9 protein-coding genes and 3 pseudogenes are annotated in these 18,390 nt (G+C 68.5%); 8 read left to right on the top strand and 4 right to left on the bottom strand.

What is annotated here, in order from left to right; translation table 11 throughout:
• Nucleotides 1–5: 5 nt before the first annotated feature.
• Nucleotides 6–713, bottom strand: a complete 708-nt coding sequence (gene cpaB / locus ABT115_RS07510; RefSeq protein WP_351785071.1) for a Flp pilus assembly protein CpaB — start codon at nucleotides 711–713, stop codon at nucleotides 6–8.
• Between the two features lie 75 nt (nucleotides 714–788).
• On the bottom strand, nucleotides 789–1,655 hold the full coding sequence (locus ABT115_RS07505; protein WP_351785069.1) for a hypothetical protein: 867 nt from the start codon (nucleotides 1,653–1,655) through the stop codon (nucleotides 789–791).
• Between the two features lie 641 nt (nucleotides 1,656–2,296).
• Here ABT115_RS07505 and ABT115_RS07500 point away from each other — a divergent pair.
• The 4 genes from ABT115_RS07500 to ABT115_RS07485 all read left to right on the top strand — a co-directional run bounded on the left by ABT115_RS07500 (nucleotide 2,297) and on the right by ABT115_RS07485 (nucleotide 5,919).
• The gene (locus ABT115_RS07500; protein WP_351785066.1) at nucleotides 2,297–2,803 is read left to right on the top strand and encodes a SigE family RNA polymerase sigma factor; all 507 of its coding nucleotides are present in this window, start codon (nucleotides 2,297–2,299) and stop codon (nucleotides 2,801–2,803) included.
• A gap of 11 nt (nucleotides 2,804–2,814) precedes the next feature.
• A complete protein-coding gene (locus tag ABT115_RS07495; protein ID WP_351785063.1) occupies nucleotides 2,815–3,282 on the top strand; it encodes a cellulase in 468 nt (155 codons plus the stop codon).
• A 127-nt stretch (nucleotides 3,283–3,409) separates the two neighbouring features.
• Nucleotides 3,410–4,633 carry a bifunctional glycosyltransferase family 2/GtrA family protein gene (locus ABT115_RS07490; protein WP_351785061.1) on the top strand — a complete coding sequence of 408 codons (1,224 nt, stop codon included), beginning with the start codon at nucleotides 3,410–3,412 and terminating at the stop codon, nucleotides 4,631–4,633.
• A complete protein-coding gene (locus tag ABT115_RS07485; protein ID WP_351785058.1) occupies nucleotides 4,630–5,919 on the top strand; it encodes a glycosyltransferase family 39 protein in 1,290 nt (429 codons plus the stop codon). Before ABT115_RS07490 ends, ABT115_RS07485 begins: the two co-directional genes overlap by 4 nt.
• Here the strand turns inward: ABT115_RS07485 and ABT115_RS07480 are convergent.
• Nucleotides 5,900–6,193 (bottom strand): annotated as a pseudogene (locus ABT115_RS07480) (IclR family transcriptional regulator domain-containing protein); the annotation flags it as partial. The gene ABT115_RS07485 and the pseudogene ABT115_RS07480 overlap by 20 nt on opposite strands.
• 687 nt (nucleotides 6,194–6,880) lie before the next feature.
• Between ABT115_RS07480 and ABT115_RS07475 the strand changes: the two are divergent.
• The 3 genes and pseudogenes from ABT115_RS07475 to ABT115_RS07465 form a co-directional block, all read left to right on the top strand.
• Nucleotides 6,881–9,478: pseudogene (locus tag ABT115_RS07475) on the top strand (LamG domain-containing protein); the annotation flags it as partial.
• Nucleotides 9,415–10,362, top strand: coding sequence for a LamG-like jellyroll fold domain-containing protein (locus tag ABT115_RS07470; protein ID WP_351785275.1), 948 nt, complete (start codon nucleotides 9,415–9,417; stop codon nucleotides 10,360–10,362). The pseudogene ABT115_RS07475 and the gene ABT115_RS07470, both read left to right, overlap by 64 nt.
• Nucleotides 10,363–10,570: 208 nt before the next feature.
• Nucleotides 10,571–12,301, top strand: coding sequence for a hypothetical protein (locus ABT115_RS07465; RefSeq protein WP_351785055.1), 1,731 nt, complete (start codon nucleotides 10,571–10,573; stop codon nucleotides 12,299–12,301).
• Here ABT115_RS07465 and ABT115_RS07460 read toward each other — a convergent pair.
• A pseudogene (locus ABT115_RS07460) lies at nucleotides 12,293–13,267 on the bottom strand (ISAs1 family transposase); the annotation flags it as partial. The gene ABT115_RS07465 and the pseudogene ABT115_RS07460 overlap by 9 nt on opposite strands.
• Here ABT115_RS07460 and ABT115_RS07455 point away from each other — a divergent pair.
• Nucleotides 13,266–18,386: a polymorphic toxin type 28 domain-containing protein gene (locus ABT115_RS07455; RefSeq protein WP_351785052.1), complete on the top strand. Its 5,121-nt coding sequence runs from the start codon at nucleotides 13,266–13,268 to the stop codon at nucleotides 18,384–18,386. The pseudogene ABT115_RS07460 and the gene ABT115_RS07455 sit on opposite strands and share 2 nt — an antisense overlap.
• The last annotated feature ends 4 nt before the right edge of the window (nucleotides 18,387–18,390 follow it).

The raw sequence follows: 18,390 nt of genomic DNA, 5'->3' as shown, positions 1-18,390 counted from the left end.
GATCCTCACTTGTCCTTGTCGATCGTGTAGGTGCGGTCGCCCGGGCGGATGGTGCTGTCACTGCCGGGGGCGAGGAGCGCAAGGCGTACGTGCTCCGCGAAGGACTCGGCGTAGGCGATGCGCTGGGTGTCGAGCGTGTTGAGTGCGAAGGTGATCGGGACGGCCTCGGTGCCCATGTTGGACTTGCCGTCGCGGCTCGGCTCCAGGGCTGTCAGCTTGCCGACGTCCAGCACCTTGGCGTTGGAGACGATGACCTTCGACTGGGAGGGGTCGCCGTCGCGCTCACCCCCGAAGGTGGCGTAGATGTTGACCGTGGCGCCGGGGGTGATCTTGCCCGCGACGCCGGTCGCGGCGTCGATCATGATGGCGATCTCCTGTTCCCCGGGCTGCAGTTCGGGGCGCTTCTGCATCATGTCGGACTGGAGCAGCGAGCCCTTGCGCAGCTGGGTGACGGCGATCTTGCCGTTCACCTCGGAGATGTCGGTGACCGCGTTGGTGGAGAGCCAGCGCTTGGGCATCGAGATCTTCTCGAACTGCCCGGCCGACAGGGCGGTATAGGGAGCGACGTCGGACTTCAGCTGGTAGGCCGAGATTTCGGGGCCGACCTTGGTGTTGACATCACTGATCACCGAGAGCACGCCGGCGAAGGCGCCGAAGGCGCACAGAACCGACAAAAGCAGGAGTATCACGCCGCGGCGCTGGCGGGAGTTCATGGGCCGGACAACCTCGTTCGATTCGGATGCGTGGAGCAGCGGACAGGAGGGCGTCCACGGAGGAAAGCGGAAGCGCTAGGACTGCGGTGGTGCGGGCGCTTGCTGGCTGAGGACACCGGCGGAGTGCATTCGGCTTTCGGCTGCGGGTAGCGGGGAGGAGCAGAACCCGCAGCGGTCACCGATGAGGTCCATTCCGCACCAGTGGCAGTTCTCCCGACGTACGGAGGACACCAGTTGGTACAGGATGGAGATGTCTGGAAGGTAGGCAGCGAATTCGACTAGTTTTCCGGTTCCCCACCATGCCGGGGAATCGGAAGGAAGCGCGGCCTCGTGAACGGACTGGACCTGCCACGCGGGTGCCAGGGTCTGCTTCACCCACTCGGACTGTGACTGCCCTTTGGCGGTCATCAGATGGGTGGCGAACTCCGGACCGGTCGGCAGGTCCGCCTTCGGGCCGACCTTGACGAGCTGCGGGTTGGGGCCCGCGACCACGGCGAACTGGGAACCCGGCACCCACGACTTGGCGTGCGTCCTGAGGTCGACCGGGACCCGGTCGAACTTGGTGACGGAGTTCAGCAGGGCGCCCGCATGGATGTAGTGGGACAGCAGCCGGGCGGCGGAGGCGACCACTCCCGGGCTGAAGTCGCAGATGGAAAGCTGGCGGAGCTGCCTCACGAGCACGGCGACGCCCAAGGGGGGGAGGTCCACCTTGAGCAGAGCGATGCGGTCACTCTCCAGAACGGACCGTACGGAGTAGAGCCGGCGTTCATGGGCGGGCGCGATGCCGGTCGGGTAGACGGCGACGACGTAGCCGTGCTGTTCGAGCAGCACATGCATGTCGCCGATGGCCATCTCCAGTGCCTGGGCGTCGGGCGCCTGCAGCAGGGCAGCTGTCGGTGTCTGCTGGTCAGTCGGAGGTAGTACCAAGTCAGCACTGGTCACTGCTATTGCGGTCGGCACACTGTTCCCCGTTTCGGCTCCGGCCAAACGACGGTCATGACGTCGGCCGCAATCGCTCCTGCTCCGCGGTTCTGCCTCAGCACTTTATCCACGTCCTACCTGGCAGAGAACACTTTTCGGAGGTCAGTACGACAACCTGTGTGAGCCACCTGCACAACACCTCCATACTAAATCGGATCAAATCGAAATTCGTTAACTCCCGTACAACTGCGGAGCGTTACGAATCCGACTTCCGATTACCTGTGACCCGGAATTCATTTCCGCACGTCAAGCCGGATGCGGAACCTGTCGCACGGGGCTGTGACGGGGCCGTGTCGTCACTGTCCGAGCATCTTGGCCGCGTCACCCGCACGGGGACGCCCGGGATCAACAAAACGTCAATTCGTTGGTGGGTCAAGGCCGTTGCGGAACCTCTGCGGGTGCTCGCGGGTGCCTTCAGCCTGGACATGGCGGACCTGAACGGCACGGGGCGGGACGAGACGGGGCGGGACAGGGGGAGGAACATCTCACGCTTGTCGCCTACATGTCATGTGATCCAGATCACCGGTCGCAGGTGCATCGTGAGCCGTGGGCCAGTGCCTTCTACAGAGTGAAGGCGACCGGCGAGAACAGGGACAGTGCGGATGAAACAGAGTCGAGCCCGTGCGTTCGACGAATTCGTGGCTGCCCGCTGGTCGGCGCTGGTCCACCTGGCGCGTCTGCTCGTCGGCGGCGATCGGCATCGGGCCGAGGACTTGTTGCAGGAGTCCTTGGTCAAGCTCTGGTTCGTCTGGCCCAAGGTCGCGGATGACGCACCGGAGCCGTACGTCCGCAAGGTGATGATGCGCGCGGCGGCACGCTCGGGACAGCGGCGTTGGTGGGGTGAACGCCCCGTCGAACAGCTGCCGGAGACGGCGGTGGTCGGCGATGTGTCCACGGATGTGGCGGAGCGTTCTCGACTGGAGGCCGCGCTGGCCCAGTTGTCGCCGAAGCAGAGGGTGGCGGTGGTACTGCGCTACTACCAGGACCTGCCCGAGGGGCAGGTGGCGGAGGCGCTCGGGTGCCCGGTGGGCACGGCCCGGTCCCACGCCGCACGCGGAGTGGCGCGACTGAGGCAGCTCCTGGGCAATGTGAACGAGCCGGCACGGTGAAGGAGAACCCCGTGGATCACTTCGAGCGGCAGCTGGCACAGATGATGCGCGACACCGAGGCGCCCGCACCATTCGAGCCGAAGCACCGCGAACGTCTCTGGGCAGGGGTGCGTGTCCGCCGTCGGAGACGGGCCGCGCAGAGGGCAGCCGGCTCCGCCCTGGCCGTCGTCGGCCTCAGTATCGGGCTGTCCCTGCTGCCCGGCCATGCGCCCCGGGTCGAGCCCAGCCACCCCGGCCCACAGCCCGCGACGACCCTGTCGCCCTCCGCCTCGCCCACGACACCCGACGCCTCCCCGAGCGCGCCCTCCTCGGGCACCACCACTACCCCCGCGTCCCCGGACGGTACCGCCGCAATCATGCCGCCAGACGCGACCGGGAGCACGGCCACGGCCACCGAGACCCCGCCGGGGGGCACGGAGGGCGCGTCACCGCCCTCGACCTCGCCTGCACCTTCGGACACGGCGACCAGGCACTACTAACCGCCGGCCGCCTCGCCCTCGCTCCTCACCCCGTCACCCCTCACCCCGTAACGCCGTAGCGCCGTAGCGCACCGCCGTCCCGAGTGTCTTCGGCCTGCCCCGTACCAGGTCACAAAAAGGACAAAACATGAGAAACCAAGGGTCACTTGCCCTGAAGGACCTGAGCCGACTGCCGCACCGCGCACCGGTGGCGACACACCACCCGGAGCCCGTCCTGGACGTGGTCGTCCCCGTATTCAATGAGGAGAGAGATGTGGAACCGAGCGTGCGGCGGCTCCACACACACCTGTCCGAGACCTTTCCCTATCCGTTCCGTATCACCATCGTCGACAACGCCAGCACGGACAGCACCCCACGGATCGCCGCTCGGCTGGCAGACGAACTGCCCGAAGCACAGTGGCTTCGGCTGGCCGAGAAGGGGCGCGGCCGGGCGCTGCGTACCGCCTGGTCGCTCTCGTCGGCCCCCGTACTCGCGTACATGGACGTGGACTTGTCCACGGAACTGACGGCGTTGCTGCCGCTCGTCGCCCCGCTGCTCTCCGGCCACTCCGATATAGCCATCGGCACCCGCCTGGCCCCCGGTTCCCGGGTGGTGCGCGGCCCCAAGCGAGAGATCACCTCTCGTTGCTACAACGCCCTCCTGCGCTCCGTCCTCGCCGTGGGCTTCTCCGACGCGCAGTGCGGGTTCAAGGCGGTGCGGCGTGATGTGGCCGAGCGACTGCTGCCCCTCATAAAGGACTCGGAGTGGTTCTTCGACACCGAACTGCTGGTGATCGCCGAGCGTGCCGGGCTGCGCATCCATGAGGTGCCGGTCGACTGGGTGGACGATCCCGACAGCCGGGTCGACATCCTCGCCACGGCACTGGCCGACCTGCGCGGCATCGCCAGGATCGGCGGGGCACTGGCGCGGAACACGCTGCCGCCGGGCGGGTCGCTCCGCGACGGTGGCACCGACGCACCGGGCAGGCTCGCCACCCAACTCATGTGCTTCGCCGCCGTAGGAGCCGTCAGCACCCTCGCATACCTGCTCCTCTACGCGGCGCTGCGCCCGGTGGCCGGATCCCAGGCCGCCAACGCACTCGCGCTGCTGGTCTGCGCCGTCGCCAACACGGCCGTGAACAGGCGGCTCACCTTCGGCCTCCGTGGCCGCGGCGGTGTGCTGCGCCATCAGGGCAGGGGCCTGGTCGTCCTCCTGATCGGCCTGGCGCTCACCGGCGGATCGCTCGCTGCCCTGCACCACGCGGCGCCCTCGGCCGGGCAGGCCACCGAACTCGCCATACTCCTCGCCGCCAACCTGGCCGCGACGCTGCTGCGGTTCCTGTTCTTCCGAGCGTGGGTGTTCCGCGCATGATCAGGACCACCACCCGTACGACCGCGACCGGCACGACCGGCACCCCGAGCTGGAACGCGAGGCTGTCGCAGCAGCCCGCCGCCACGGGCCCGGGCCGCCGGCGCCGGCTGCGCCGCACAGCCGAGCACTACGGCCCCGTACTGGCCGTCTACGGCACGCTCAAGTTCATCGGCTTCGCCGCCTTCATGTGGCTGCTGCACTCCGCCGGGGACTACCGCACGAAGCACCCGCGCTTCGGCGGCGGCGCCCACCCGTGGGACGTCCTGGCCAGCTGGGACGGCTGGTGGTACCAGCAGATCGCCGCGCACGGGTACGACCCTCGACTGGTCCCGATCCCCGGCGCCACCGGCCCGATCACCCTCGAAGGGAACTCAGCGGCGTTCTTCCCGCTCTACCCGGCGCTGATGCGGCTGGTCTCCGAGCTCACCGGCCTCGGCCCGTACGGCGCCGGTCTGCTGGTCTCCGTCGTCGCCTCCTTGGCCGCCGCCCTGGGCATCTACGCCGTCACCGCACGCCTCGGCGGCAGACGGGCCGGGCTGGCCGCGGCCGGACTCTGGGCCGTCTGGCCCGGTTCCGGCGTGGAGTGGGCGGTCTACTCCGACTCCCTCTACGTGGCCCTGGCTGTCTGGGCCTGCCATGCCGTCCTGAGCCGCCGCTGGCTCACCGCCGGCCTCCTCACCTGCGTGGCAGGGCTCAACCGGCCCACCGCCGTGGCGCTGATCGCCGCCGTCGCCGTCGCGGCCCTGCTTGCGCTCTGCCGTCGCCGGGACGGCATCCTGCGTCCGGCGGCCGCGATGGCCGTCGCCCCGCTCGGCCTCCTCGCCTATCTCGGCTGGGTGGGTCACCAAATGGGCGACTACAGCGGCTACTTCAAGCTTCAGTCCGGCGCCTGGGCCCACGAGTGGGACTACGGCCGGCACACCCTGGACGTCCTCACATCCGTCCCGGTGGGCCACTTCGACTATCTCTCCGCCTGCCCCTTCGAGGACCTGATCGGCGTCGGTGTCGTCCTGCTCGCGCTCGCGCTGCTCCCGCTGCTGATCCGGCTGCGTCCCCCGGCCGTCCTGATGGTCTACACCATCCTCACCCTTGTCCTCGTCCTGGGCAGCCAGCAGATATTCGGCAACGTCTCCCGCTATCTGCTCCCCCTCTTCCCGCTCTTTCTCCCGGTCGCCCTCGCCCTGCGCCGCCTCAGCCTGACCCACCAGCTCATGCTCCTCGGCATCGCGGCCCTGGCTTCCGGCTCGTACGCGGGCTACGGCCTTTTCGAACTCGGCGTCCCATGACCGACGGACCCAGGAATGCGCCACCGAGGTCGGTGGCCCAGCCCTGTTCGCGGACGACGGCGAGCTCCTCGAGGAACGCACCGGCGTTCGGCGTCGAACGGGACGTGTACATGGGGTAGTCGAGCTTTTCGGCGATGGCGCGCCGCTCGGGCTCGGTGAGATCGGCGAGGAGCAGTTTCGCCACGGCGGCGACGGTGATCGCGACGGGCTTGCCGATGCGCGAGTACATCCGGACCGGGTAGCGGCTCTCGACCTTGTCGATGTAGAGGATCTCGTGCCCTGTGTGTGTGGGGGGGTGCCCTCTGCCGCGGTTGTGGGCCTCGCGCTAGCAGACGGTCCGACCTTGGACAGGTGGCAGGGCGATGCCAACCGGCCACAGGCCCGGCTCCGTGGCCTGATAACCACCGAGTGCATGGGGGTGGGGCGCGAGAGGTGTGATGCGGCACCATACCCGCCGCCTGGAGAGAGGGCGGGGCATTTGTACCGGTGTCTCCGGCAGTGAATCCAGGTCATTGCACTGTCTACCGGGATCTTGTGCGCGAAGGTCATCAGCCCAACCAAGGCGCACAACAGGCCTATTGAGGAGGGGAGTGTGATGTGCGACACCGTTGACCGGCACGTTCGGCCATCACATGATCCTCACAGGTTCTTGTATTGATCACCTAAAGGGGACGGGCGGGTGGGGGCGTGTTCAAGCTGAGACGGCGGCATAGCTGGCGCCGAGCGGTGCAGAGCGGGGCGATAGCCGTCGTGCTTCTGGCGGGTGCGATTTCGGTGGCCGGGGTGGGGGCGACACCGGTATTCGCCGACGGGGGGGGCGGCCTCGCAAGAGGCTGACCAGACTCCGGAGTCGAAGGCGAGTACTCTCGCGGCGGAGACTGGTGAGCGGGTCGCTGTGGAAACGGCGACCACCGAGTCGTCGCAGGTCTTCGCCAACCCGGACGGCACGTTCACGCAGGAGATGAACGCCGCTCCGGTCCGTGCCCGCAAGAGCGACGGAGCCTGGGCCCCCATCGACACATCACTCGTGCGTGAGGCCGACGGCTTGGTGCAGGCGCAGAACACGACTGCCGGTGTCACCTTCTCGGGCGGCGGCAGTGGAGACACGCTGGTGACGCTGGAGGACGAGGGCCACAAGCTGCAACTCGGCTGGCCCACCGCACTGCCTGAGCCCCGGCTCGACGGCGACACCGCCACCTACGCCGATGTCCTCCCGGACGTCGACCTGCAACTGACCGCGCTGAGCTCCGGCTACACCTCGGTGCTTGTCGTCAAGACTGCCGAGGCCGCCAGGAACCCGGCGCTCGCAACGATCAGGATGAGCGTCTCCGGCGGCAGCCTCGGCATCGCCCCGACGGCCGACGGCGGTTTCGTCGCGCGCGACGGCGAGGGCACCCCGGTCTTCGAAAGCCCCGCCGGGCGCATGTGGGACTCGGCCGGTGACGCCCCCGCCGCCGCTGGCGCTGCGGCCTTCTCAGCCACCAGGCAGTCCGCCTTCACCACTTCTTCCGCAGAGGCGGAGGAAGGGCCCAAGGCGACGGGGACAGCCCCGCTGCCCGATGCCGGGGGCGAGCCAGCCCCTTTGGAGGGGCCGGGCAGCGGTGACACGGCGGCCAAGCTTCCGCTCAAGGTCACCGACACCACCCTGGAGATCACGCCCGATCCGGCCCTGCTGCACGGCGAGGACACCGTCTTCCCGCTCTACATCGACCCGCCGACCAAGGGCATCGCGCTGGGCGACTGGACGGCGCTGGCCTCCAACGGCACCAAGTACTGGGAGTTCGACGGCGACAAGGGCGTCGGACACTGCTCCAACTACGCCGGCTACCTGTGCTCCAACAGCCCGTACACGCAGCGCATGTACTTCGAATACCCGCTCTCGTCGATCCACGGTAAGAAGGTCCTGGACGCGACGATGGAGGTGTACCAGGAGTGGACGTTCACCTGCGATCCGCACTGGTACGACCTGAGCCGGGTGGACAAGGGCATCTCCTCCAGCACCACCTGGTCGTCCCGCCCCACCGGGGTGGACCTGATGGGCGACCGGAACGTGGCCTACGGACGGGGCAGCCTGTGCAGCCCGGCGCAGCCGGCGAACTGGGTCCGCTTCAGTGACAACGTGGGCGACGAGACGAACGAGAACCTGACGACCACCCTCGCGTCCTACGCCGCGAACAAGACCTCACAGATCACCTTTTCGCTGACCGCGCACGACGAGTCCGACGCCGCCGCCTGGGCGCGGTTCCGCAACGACGCCAAGCTGTCGGTGACTTACGTCTCCTACCCGGACAAGCCGACCTCCTACGGCGTGCAGCAGGGCACCACCGGGCGGGCCTGCAACGCCTCCACTCTGCCCTTCGCCACCAGCGACACCACGCCCAAGATGCTGGCCACAGTGCAGTCGGCCGACGGCTCCAACGCCCAGCTGCGCGCCCTGTTCGAGGTGTGGAAGGCCGACGGCTCCAGCCGCGCCTGGTACGCGGCCTCGCCGGATGGCGCCTGGGTGGCAGACAACGCTGCCCGCACCGCGACCTCGAGCACGCTGCCGGCGCAGACGGACTACCGGATGCGGGTCAAGACGCAGGCGTACTACAAGACGGACCGGGGCGCCACCGGTGTCCTGGACTCGGCCTGGTCATCCTGGTGCTACTTCCGCATAGACACCGATTCACCGCCGCCGCCGGTGGTGACCAGCGCGGACGGCGTCTACAAGCCGGCCGAGACCGACCCTGCCGCAGGCGGCGTGGGCACCGCCGGCAAGTTCACCTTCACCCCCGCGGACACCAACCCCACCATGGCCGGCATCCAGTCCGATGTCGTCAGCTACAAGTTCAAGCTGAACAGCGGAGCTGTCTCCGCCCCGATCAGCGTCGCCAAGGGCGCGGCCACCACCCAGACCATCACCCCCAACCAGGCCGGCGAGAACACCATCCAGGTCTGGGGCTACGACGCGGCTGGCCACAGCTCCCTCACCGGCTACTACAGCTTCCTGGTGAAGGGCGCCGAGAAGCCCTCCGGGATCTGGCACCTGGACAACGCCCTCACCGACGCCACCACCGTCACCCAGCACCCGCTGACCTCCTCGGGCGCCACCTGGGACGTCCTGGCCCGTAACGGAACGGGTGCCGCGAAGCTCAACGGAACGAGCGCCTACCTCTCCACCTCCGGCGCGGTGCTGGACACCACCAAGTCCTTCACCGTCTCGGCCTGGGCACGCCTGGGCAAGAAGGATGTCAACTACACCGTCCTGTCACAGGCGGGGACGAACGCCTCTGGTTTCCAGCTGTACTACTCGACCGCCTACGACACCTGGGTCTTCAACCGCCACCAGACGGACGTGGCGGGCCCCGCGATCACCCGCTCGATCGGTACCAAGCCGCCAGTCCTGAACGCCTGGACCCACCTGGCGGGCGTCTACGACGCGGCGGCGCAGAACCTGCAGCTCTACGTCAACGGCGCCCCGCAGGGCGATCCGGTGCCGTTCACGGTCACCCCGTGGAAGGCGTCCGGGGGCCTGCAGGTCGGGCGGCTGTGGGCATCGGCAACCGGCAAGGAGAACTTCGCCGGGACCATCGACGAGGTGCAAGTCTGGTCCCGTGCGCTGGCGGACACCGAGATCACCCACGACGCCTGGCTGGAGGACGAGGACATCAGCGACGGCACTGCCGGCGACCCGGTCCCGGCGCTCGTCGCCAAGTGGGACGCCACCGACATGGCCAACGCCACCGGCACCACCGTGAAGGACACCAGCGGCTTCGTTCGGAACCTCACCCTCAACGGGGCCGCGCTCACCCAGATCACCACCGGCGACCCGGATCTCGGCGAAGAGGTCACGACCGCGCAGACGATGACCCTGAACGGCACCACCGCCTATGCGGCTGCCTCCGGTCCCGTCGTCGACGATTCCGGTTCGTTCACCGCGACCGCCTGGGTGACGCTGGATCCCGCCAAGCTCACCGACACCAGCAAGTCCTACGCGGTGCAGGTGTTCGGCCAGTCGGGGACGAGCCAGTCCTCCTGGGGCGTCTGGTACGAACAGCCCGCCGGCAGCGCCCAGGGGGACGGTGGACGTTCGGCCGCCCCGACAAGGACGGCACCGGAGCAGCGTGGACCGAGAGTGAATCCACCGCTCTCACGACCGCTCAGCTAGGGGTCCCGGTCATGCTGACGGTCGTCTATGACGCCCAGGCGGCAACCGACCCGGAGGATACCTCCAAGCTCGGCGCGCTCAGGCTGTACGTCGACAGCGCTCTGATGGGCGACGACGACGGCGTGCCGTACTCCACCCCGTGGCAGGGCGGCGGAGCGTTTGAGATCGGCCGGGCCAAGATCAACGGCGCCGCCGCGCGCTACTTCCCTGGCAAGATCGACAGCGTCCGTGTCTGGGCCGGAGTCACCTCCACCGACACGATCGCCAACCGGCACAACATCGAGCAGCGGTAGAAGCGAGGCAGGCCGGGGGCTTGCGCCACGCCCGGCCTTCGCCCTGATCCAGCCCGGGTTCCGCAGATGCTGTCGCCCGGGCTGTCCCGCACCTCTCGAAGCCTTCCGTAGCACGCGCGCCTTGACGGACGCGCGCCAAGGCCAGCGCTCGCGGCGCCAATGCCGTCGCTGGGGCGTTCTCATCCACGATTGAACACGGAGAGTAACTGTGTCCTCGCCGCCCTTCCGTAGACGACTGCCAGGAGCGGTCGTACGCCGCTGGCTCGGCCGCGGCGCCCTCGTCGCGTCCCTCTCTTTCCTTCCGCAAGTCCTGGTCCCCTCGGGCTACGACTTCGCTGCCCAGGCCCAGGCCGCAACAGCCCACAAGCAGCTGGAGAACCGGCCCGAGGCGAAGATAGACAAGGTAGGCAGGCTCAAGCCCGGCACCTCCAAGGCCCCGAAGGACAAGGCCGCCGCCGCCTCCCAGAAGACCCGCGAGCGGGTGAAAAAGGCCGCCTGGCCCAAGCCCGGCAAGGCCGAGGCCGAGGTCGCGGCGACCGGTGAGACATCGGTCACCGTCGGCGGGCTCGGCGTGGAGCTGGCCCAGGAGCCCGCCGCCCCGGCAGCCGCAGCAAAACCGGCGAAGGGTAGGACGAAGGCGAAAGCCACCGGTCCGGCCGAGGAGGTGGCGCTCAGCTTCCACTCCCGGTCGGCCGCACGGAAGGCGGGTGTCAACGGCGTCCTGCTCACCATCGACCCAGCGGGAACCGCGGGCGGACACTCCGCCGGGCGGTCCGCCGATGACACGGACAAGCTTCGCGTCTCCCTCGACTACTCCTCCTTCAGCGACGTCTACGGCGGCAACTTCGGCCCCCGTCTGCACCTGGTGACGCTCCCGAAGTGTGCGCTGACCACCCCGGAGAAGAAGTCCTGCCGCACCCAGACCCCCGCGGCGGGTGCGGGCAACGACGCCGGGGCGCAAACCCTGACGGGCACCGTCTCCGCCCGCGCCCTCGCTTCCGGCACGCCGATGCTGCTCGCGGCGGCGGCGGACAGCTCGGGCGGCGGGGGCGACTACAGCGCCACCCCGCTGTCCCCGACCGCGACCTGGGAGGCCGGCGGCAGCACGGGTGACTTCACCTGGAACTACCCGCTGCGGGTTCCCCCGGCGACGGCCGGCCCGTCCCCGAACCTGTCCATCTCCTACGACTCCGCATCCGTGGACGGCCGCACGGCCGGCGAGAACAACCAGACCTCGGTGGTCGGCGAGGGCTTCGCGATCACGGAGTCCTACATCGAGCGCAAGTACGGCTCCTGCAAGGACGACGGCCAGTCCGGCAAGGGCGACCTGTGCTGGAAGTACGCCAACTCCACCCTGGTCCTCAACGGCAAGGCCGTCGAGCTGGTCAACACCTGCGCCGACAAAGCGGCCTGTGACACCGCCGCCCTGTCCGAGGCGTCGGGCGGCTCGTGGAAGCTGAAGAACGAGGACGGCACCCGCGTCGAGCACCTGACCGGCGCCACCGGCAACGGCGACAACAACACCGAGTACTGGAAGGTCACGGACGTCTCCGGCACCCAGTACTTCTTCGGCAAGCACCGGCTGCCCGGCTGGAGCGACAACGGCACCGCCGACGACGACCCGGTCACCAACTCCGTGTTCACCGTCCCGGTCTTCGGCGACGACTCCGGGGAACCCTGCTACAAGTCCACCGGCTTCGCCGACTCCTCCTGCGCCCAGGCTTGGCGCTGGAACCCAGGGCTGTTGCAAGGTCGGATTTCAGGCATGAATGTGCAGGTCGCAGGGGATGCCGAAGAGTTCGAGCGGGGCGGTGTGTGGTGCGAGGGCGAGCTGTCGACGTGCGTCGGCGATGGAACTTCCCGACTTACGCAGGAAGTTCATGGTGACCGACCTCAACGTGGCCATGTTCTGTGGCCCGTGGCCGGTACGGATGCGTGAGGCGTCCTCCCCGAAGGCCACATCCCGCACGTAATGGATCTTGTTCTCGATGCCCCACTCCGCCTGCGCGATCTCGCCGATGCGCCGCGGGTCGGCCTGGCCGGACGACAGGTCGGTGATCACATACACGGTCTCCCGGCTGCGCTTCCCGGTCGCCTGAACGGTTCGGTACCGGGTGATCCGGGCGACCTGACGCGCGTAGGGGAAATCCAGGCCGGCGAAACTCACCACCTCCACCACCCGCGTGTCGATACGGCCGTGAGCTCGCACGGTGGAGCGGAAGACGGCCCGCACCGTCTCCCAGGGCACTTTGCGGCATGCCTTCCACAACTCCGGCTGGTTCCGCTTGACCGGCAGCGCGTAGTGCGCACCGAACTCCTCCACCAGCACCTTCGCGTGCTCGCGCTGAGTGTGCAACGCATCGGCGACCACCACCGCACCCTCAAGGTCGAGCGCGGACAGCAGGGCCGCGAAGCCCGTGATCTCGCTGCCCTTGTCCGCGACCCGCTGCTGCGCGGCCAGGGTGCCGTCCTGCAGCATCGCGCCCAGCACCGTCACCGCCCGCCCTTCCACATCCCGCGAGCCGCGCAGGCACTTCCCGTCCACCGCCACCACCTGAGCCTTCTCCCCGAACGCCCGGAGCAACTCCTCCAGCCCGCCGGGCAGCACCGCGCCGACCACCCGCCGGATCGTGTGCTGGCTGGGGGCCTTCACCAGGGCGAACGCCCCACGGCGGCGCAGCCCCAGCCGCTCCAGGGTCGTCTGCGGCGCGGCGGCGGCCCACTGGCCCATCGCCCGGAAGGAGTCGAAACGGCAGGCGATTGCGCACAGCGCGACCAGCAGCACCGCCCCCAACGGGTACTGCCGACCCCGCGCGTCACGCGGATCCCGCAACCCGTTGACCAGGTCGAACACCCCTCGTTCAGGTGACACGGCCTCGATGTGCCCAGGACAGCCACAGGACATGGCAGACTCACGAATCACCGAAGCTCCGTTGTGTGTCGACGACTTGGAGGTCATCGATCACAACGGAGCTTCGCCTGTATCAGTCACACCCTCGCTGACCAGCACGTTCACGAGGCCAAACGACCTTGCAACAGCCCTGCGCTGGAACCTGGACTACGTCGTGGACACCCACGGCAACGCCTCCACGTACTGGTACGGCAAGGAGACGAACTACTACTCCAAGAACGCCGACACCACCGTCAACGGCACCGCCTACACCCGCGGCGGCTACCTCAACCGCATCGACTACGGCCTGCGCAGCGACCTCATCTACAGCAAGCCCGCCGCCCAGCAGGTCCGCTTCAGCTACGCCGAGCGCTGCGTCGTCTCGGGCGGCTGCGCCGACCTGACCAAGGACACCAAGGCCAACTGGCCCGACGTGCCCTTCGACATGATCTGCGCGGCGAGCACCAAGTGCACCACCCAGATCGGCCCGGCGTTCTTCACCCGCAAGCGCCTCACCGATGTCACCACCTCGGTGTGGACCGGCACCGGCACCACCCAACGGGACGTCGACACCTGGCACCTGGACCAGAGCTTCCCCGACACCGGTGACGCCTCCTCGGCGAGCCTGTGGCTGAAGTCCATCCAGAACACCGGCAAGGCCAACAGCACCGCCGCGGCGATGCCGCCGGTGGTCTTCGGCGGCGTCCAGCTCTCCAACCACGTCGAGGGCAGCGGCCCGGACACCCTGCGCTACATCAAGTGGCGGGTGCGGACCATCAAGTCGGAGACCGGCTCGACCCTCACCGCCAACTACTCCGACCCCGACTGCATCTGGGGCTCCAGCATGCCGACGGACGTCGACAAGAACACCCGCCGCTGCTTCCCGGTCAAGTGGTCTCAGTCCGGGGCGAGTCCGGTCCTCGACTGGTTCCACAAGTACGTGGTCACGTCCGTCTTCCAGGACGACCCCCACGGCCACGGCGACACCGGCGAGACGTACTACGACTACCAGGGCGGCGCCGGCTGGGCCTACGCCGACGACGAGGGCCTGACCAAGCCGTCCAACCGCACCTGGTCGCAGTGGCGCGGCTACGGCAAGGTCGTGGAGACCTCCGGCGACTCCGAGGGCCCGCGCTCCAAGAAGTCCACCCTCTACATGCGCGGCCTGAACGGCGAGAAGGAACTCGACGGCACCTCCCGGGCGGAGAAGGTCACCGACTCCGCAGGCACCGCCATCGACGACTCCCGCCAGTACGCCGGCTTCGTCCGCGAGACCATCGTCTACAACGGCACCGAGGAAGTCAGCGGCACCATCAACACCCCCTGGTCCCACAAGACCGGCAGCCACACCTACAGCTGGGGCACCACCGAGGCGTGGATCGTCCAGCCGGCCGAGAGCGCCACCCGGACCAAGACCGCCACGGCCACCCGCACGGTCGTCACCAAGAGCACCTACGATCCGGCGTACGGGCTGCCCGTCACCGTCGAGGACCTCGGCGACGCGGCCAAGTCCGGCGATGAGACCTGCACGCGCAAGACCTACGCGCGCAACACCACCGACTGGCTCGTCGACGCGGTCTCCCGCGTCGAGACCTACGCGGTCGCCTGCTCGGTGACCCCGGTTCTGCCCCGGGACGCCGTCAGCGACGTCACAACTGGATACGACAACCAGGCCGTCGGCGTCGCACCAACCAAGGGCGACGTGACGTCGACGTACCGCCTCGCCGACTACGGCGCCGACAAGAAGCCGGTCTACCAGAAGGCATCCTCGGCGACCTACGACCGGCTCGGCCGGCCGCTGTCCGCGACCGACGCCGTAAACCAGACCACGACGACGTCGTACGTGCCCGACGATACCGGTTACGGTCCGCTGACCCGGGCGACCTCGACCGACCCCAAGCTCTACAGCACCGTCACGGACATGGACCCCGCCTGGGGCACAGCGACGAAGGTGACCGACACCAACGGCTATGTGACCGAGTGGTCCCTCGACGCGCTGGGCCGCCTGGCCGCCGTCTGGAAGCCGGACCGATCCCGCGCCCTCGGCGATGCCGCGAGTCTCGTCTACTCGTACAGCGTCAACCCGGACAAGGAGACTTGGGTCCGGACCGGCGCGCTCAAGTCGGACGGCAACACGTACAACTACTCCTACGAGATCTTCGACTCGCTGCTGCGCTCCCGCCAGAGGCAGATGCCCGCGCCGTCCGGCGGCCGAGTGATCACCGAGACCCTCTACGACGACCGGGGCCAGCCCTACCTCGTCAACGAGCAGGTTCACGACAACGTCGCTCCCGAGGGCACGCTCGCCAACACGTTCCCCGGTTCCGTCCCCGCCTCCACCGAGACGGTCTTCGACGCGGCCGGACGAGCCACCGGCACCATCTTCCGGGTTTACGACCAGGAGAAGTGGCGGACCGCGATCAGCGACCAGGGCGACCGGACCGCCGTCACGGCCGCGCCGGGCGGCACCGGCACCCTGACCGTCACCGACGCTCAGGGCCGGATCGTCGAACGCCGTGAGTACGCCGGCCCGTCCCCGACCGGCACCGCCTACACGCGGACGCTGTACACCTACACCCCCGCCGGCCTGCTTGACACCATGACCGGCCCCGACAACGCCGTCTGGGACTACGGATATGACCTGATGGGCCGTCAGGTCGAGGTCGTCGACCCCGACAAGGGCAAGATCACCACCACCTACGACGACAACGACCGTCCGCTGACCGTCACCACCACGGTGGACGACGTCGCCAAGACCCTCATCACCGGGTACGACGAACTCGGCCGCAAGACCGGCACCTGGGAGGACGTGAAGGACGGCGCACACCAGCTGACCAAGTTCACGTATGACAGCCTGGCCAAGGGACTGCCCACCGCCGCCATCCGCTACGTCGGCGGCACCACCGGCAGGATCTACTCCCAGGTCGTCACCGGCTATGACAGCCTCGGCCGCCCCAAGGGCAACAAGACCGTCATCGCCGCAGCCGACCCGCTCGTCGTGGCGGGCGCCCCGCAGACGTACACCACGTCCGCGGTGTACAACATCGACGGCACCCTCCAGAGCACCTCGCTGCCGGCCGTCGGTGCCCTGCCCGCCGAGACCGTCGCCCGCTCGTACAACGGCCTCGGCATGCTCACCGGCACCAGCGGTATGACGGACTACGTCCGCTCGATCGGCTACTCGCCGTTTGGCGAGATCGAGGAGACGCGGCTCGGAACCTCCAGCGGTGCCAAGCAGTTCCAGATCCTCAACCGCTACGAGGACGGCACCCGGCGCCTGCTGAACACGCACACGGTCGACGAGACGAACACCGGCTACACCAGCGACGCCGACTACGTCTATGACGCCTCCGGAAACGTCAAGTCCATCACGGACAAGGCGAACGGCAAGGACACCCAGTGCTTCGCCTACGACGGCTACCGCAGGCTGACCGAGGCGTGGACCCCGTCTTCCAACGACTGTGCCACCGCCCGCTCGGCGAGTACCCTCGGGGGCCCGGCCCCGTACTGGACCAGCTGGAGCTACAAGGTCGGAGGCCTGCGGGATACCCAGGTCGAGCACCGGTCCACCGGTGACGTCCGCACCGACTACTCGTACCCGCCCGTCAACGCCACCGGAGGCGGCCAACCCCATACGCTGAGTTCGACCTCGGTCGGCGGGACGGTGACGTCGTACCAGTACGACGACCAGGGCAACACCCGGCAGCGCCCCGGCCCCTCGACTGCCACCCAGACGCTGACCTGGGACATCGAGGGCGAACTGACCCGCCTCGTCGAGGGCGACAAGACCACTGAGTACCTCTACGACGCGAACGGCGGTCTGCTGATCCGCCAGGGCCCGGGCACCACGGTCCTCTACCTGGACGGCCAGGAACTGCGCTACGACACCGCCGCCAAGAAGTTCAGCGGCCTGCGGTACTACGCGGCCGGTGACGCGACCGCGGTCCGGACGCAGACCTCGCTCTCCTGGATGGTCGACGACCACCACAGCACCGCGTCGATGGCCGTGGACGCCACCACCCAGCAGGTGACGCGCCGCTACACCAAGCCGTTCGGCGAGTCCCGTGGCCCGGCGGCGGCCTCCTGGCCGGACGACAAGGGATTCCTGGGCAAGCCCGCCGACACCGAGACCGGCCTGACGCATGTCAGCGCCCGCGAGTACGACCCGCTGATCGGCCGGTTCCTGTCCGCGGACCCGATCCTGTCCGCGGACGACCACGAGTCGATCAACGGCTACGCGTACGCCAACAACACCCCCGTCACCCTGGCCGACCCCACCGGCCTGCGACCGATCACGGCCTGCGAACGCGGGTGCAGCGACGGCAATGGCGGCACCTACCGGGACCACCTGACGATGGGCCCCAACGGGACCTGGGTCTACCATTCGACCCAGACCTACCACTACAGCTATCCCGACGGATCGTCGCTGACGCTCACCGTCAACACCCGCGGCAAGGCCGTGTCGTACAAGGTCAGCTTCAAGACTGGACCGAGCCCGCTGCCAGCGGTGAAGTACGGCAGCGACGAACCGTACACGGCGACGCCCAGCCCCAGCCCGGGAAAGGCCCCGGACCCCGACTACAAGGGGAGTTATGCGGGACCGTCGTGGGGCGTGGCCGGTGAGATCGCTCTGATGGCCTGCGGCTGGGTGCCCGTGGCCGGCGCCGGATGCGACGCCGTGGACCTGGGTCGCTCCGCCATGAACAAGGACGCGCTCGGGGTCAGCCTCGGAGCGGCCGGCTTCCTTCCGCTCGCGGGCGACGCGGCCAAACTGCCCAAGCAACTCGACAACATAGCCGACGCGATCAAGCTCGGAAACAAGATCCCCACCTCGCCGTTCTCGGCCAAGCTGGACCGGGTCTCCGGGCATCTGCAGATGAAGGACCTCACCGCGGCTGCGCGGGAACTGAAGGGAGAGGTCGTCGCGCGGAAGGCGAACGGTACCCCGTGGGATCATGTCCACGAGGTTCGGGATGCCCAGAACGGCCTGCTCAACACGATCGGTGACATCAACAGGAAGCTGGCCCATCCCAAGACGGGTGGTGCCGAGCGGGACCTTCTCGTCGCCGACCTGGGGCGGGCGAGCAGAATGCTGGACTTCTCCGAGCAGTTCGTCCCCAGACCCCCCAAGTGAGTGG

Origin of the sequence: Streptomyces sp. NPDC001832 (genome assembly GCF_040297265.1) — a bacterium.
Classification (GTDB): domain Bacteria; phylum Actinomycetota; class Actinomycetes; order Streptomycetales; family Streptomycetaceae; genus Streptomyces.
Note: the sequence above shows the minus strand (reverse complement) of the source record. Positions and strands in the feature narration are given on the sequence as shown.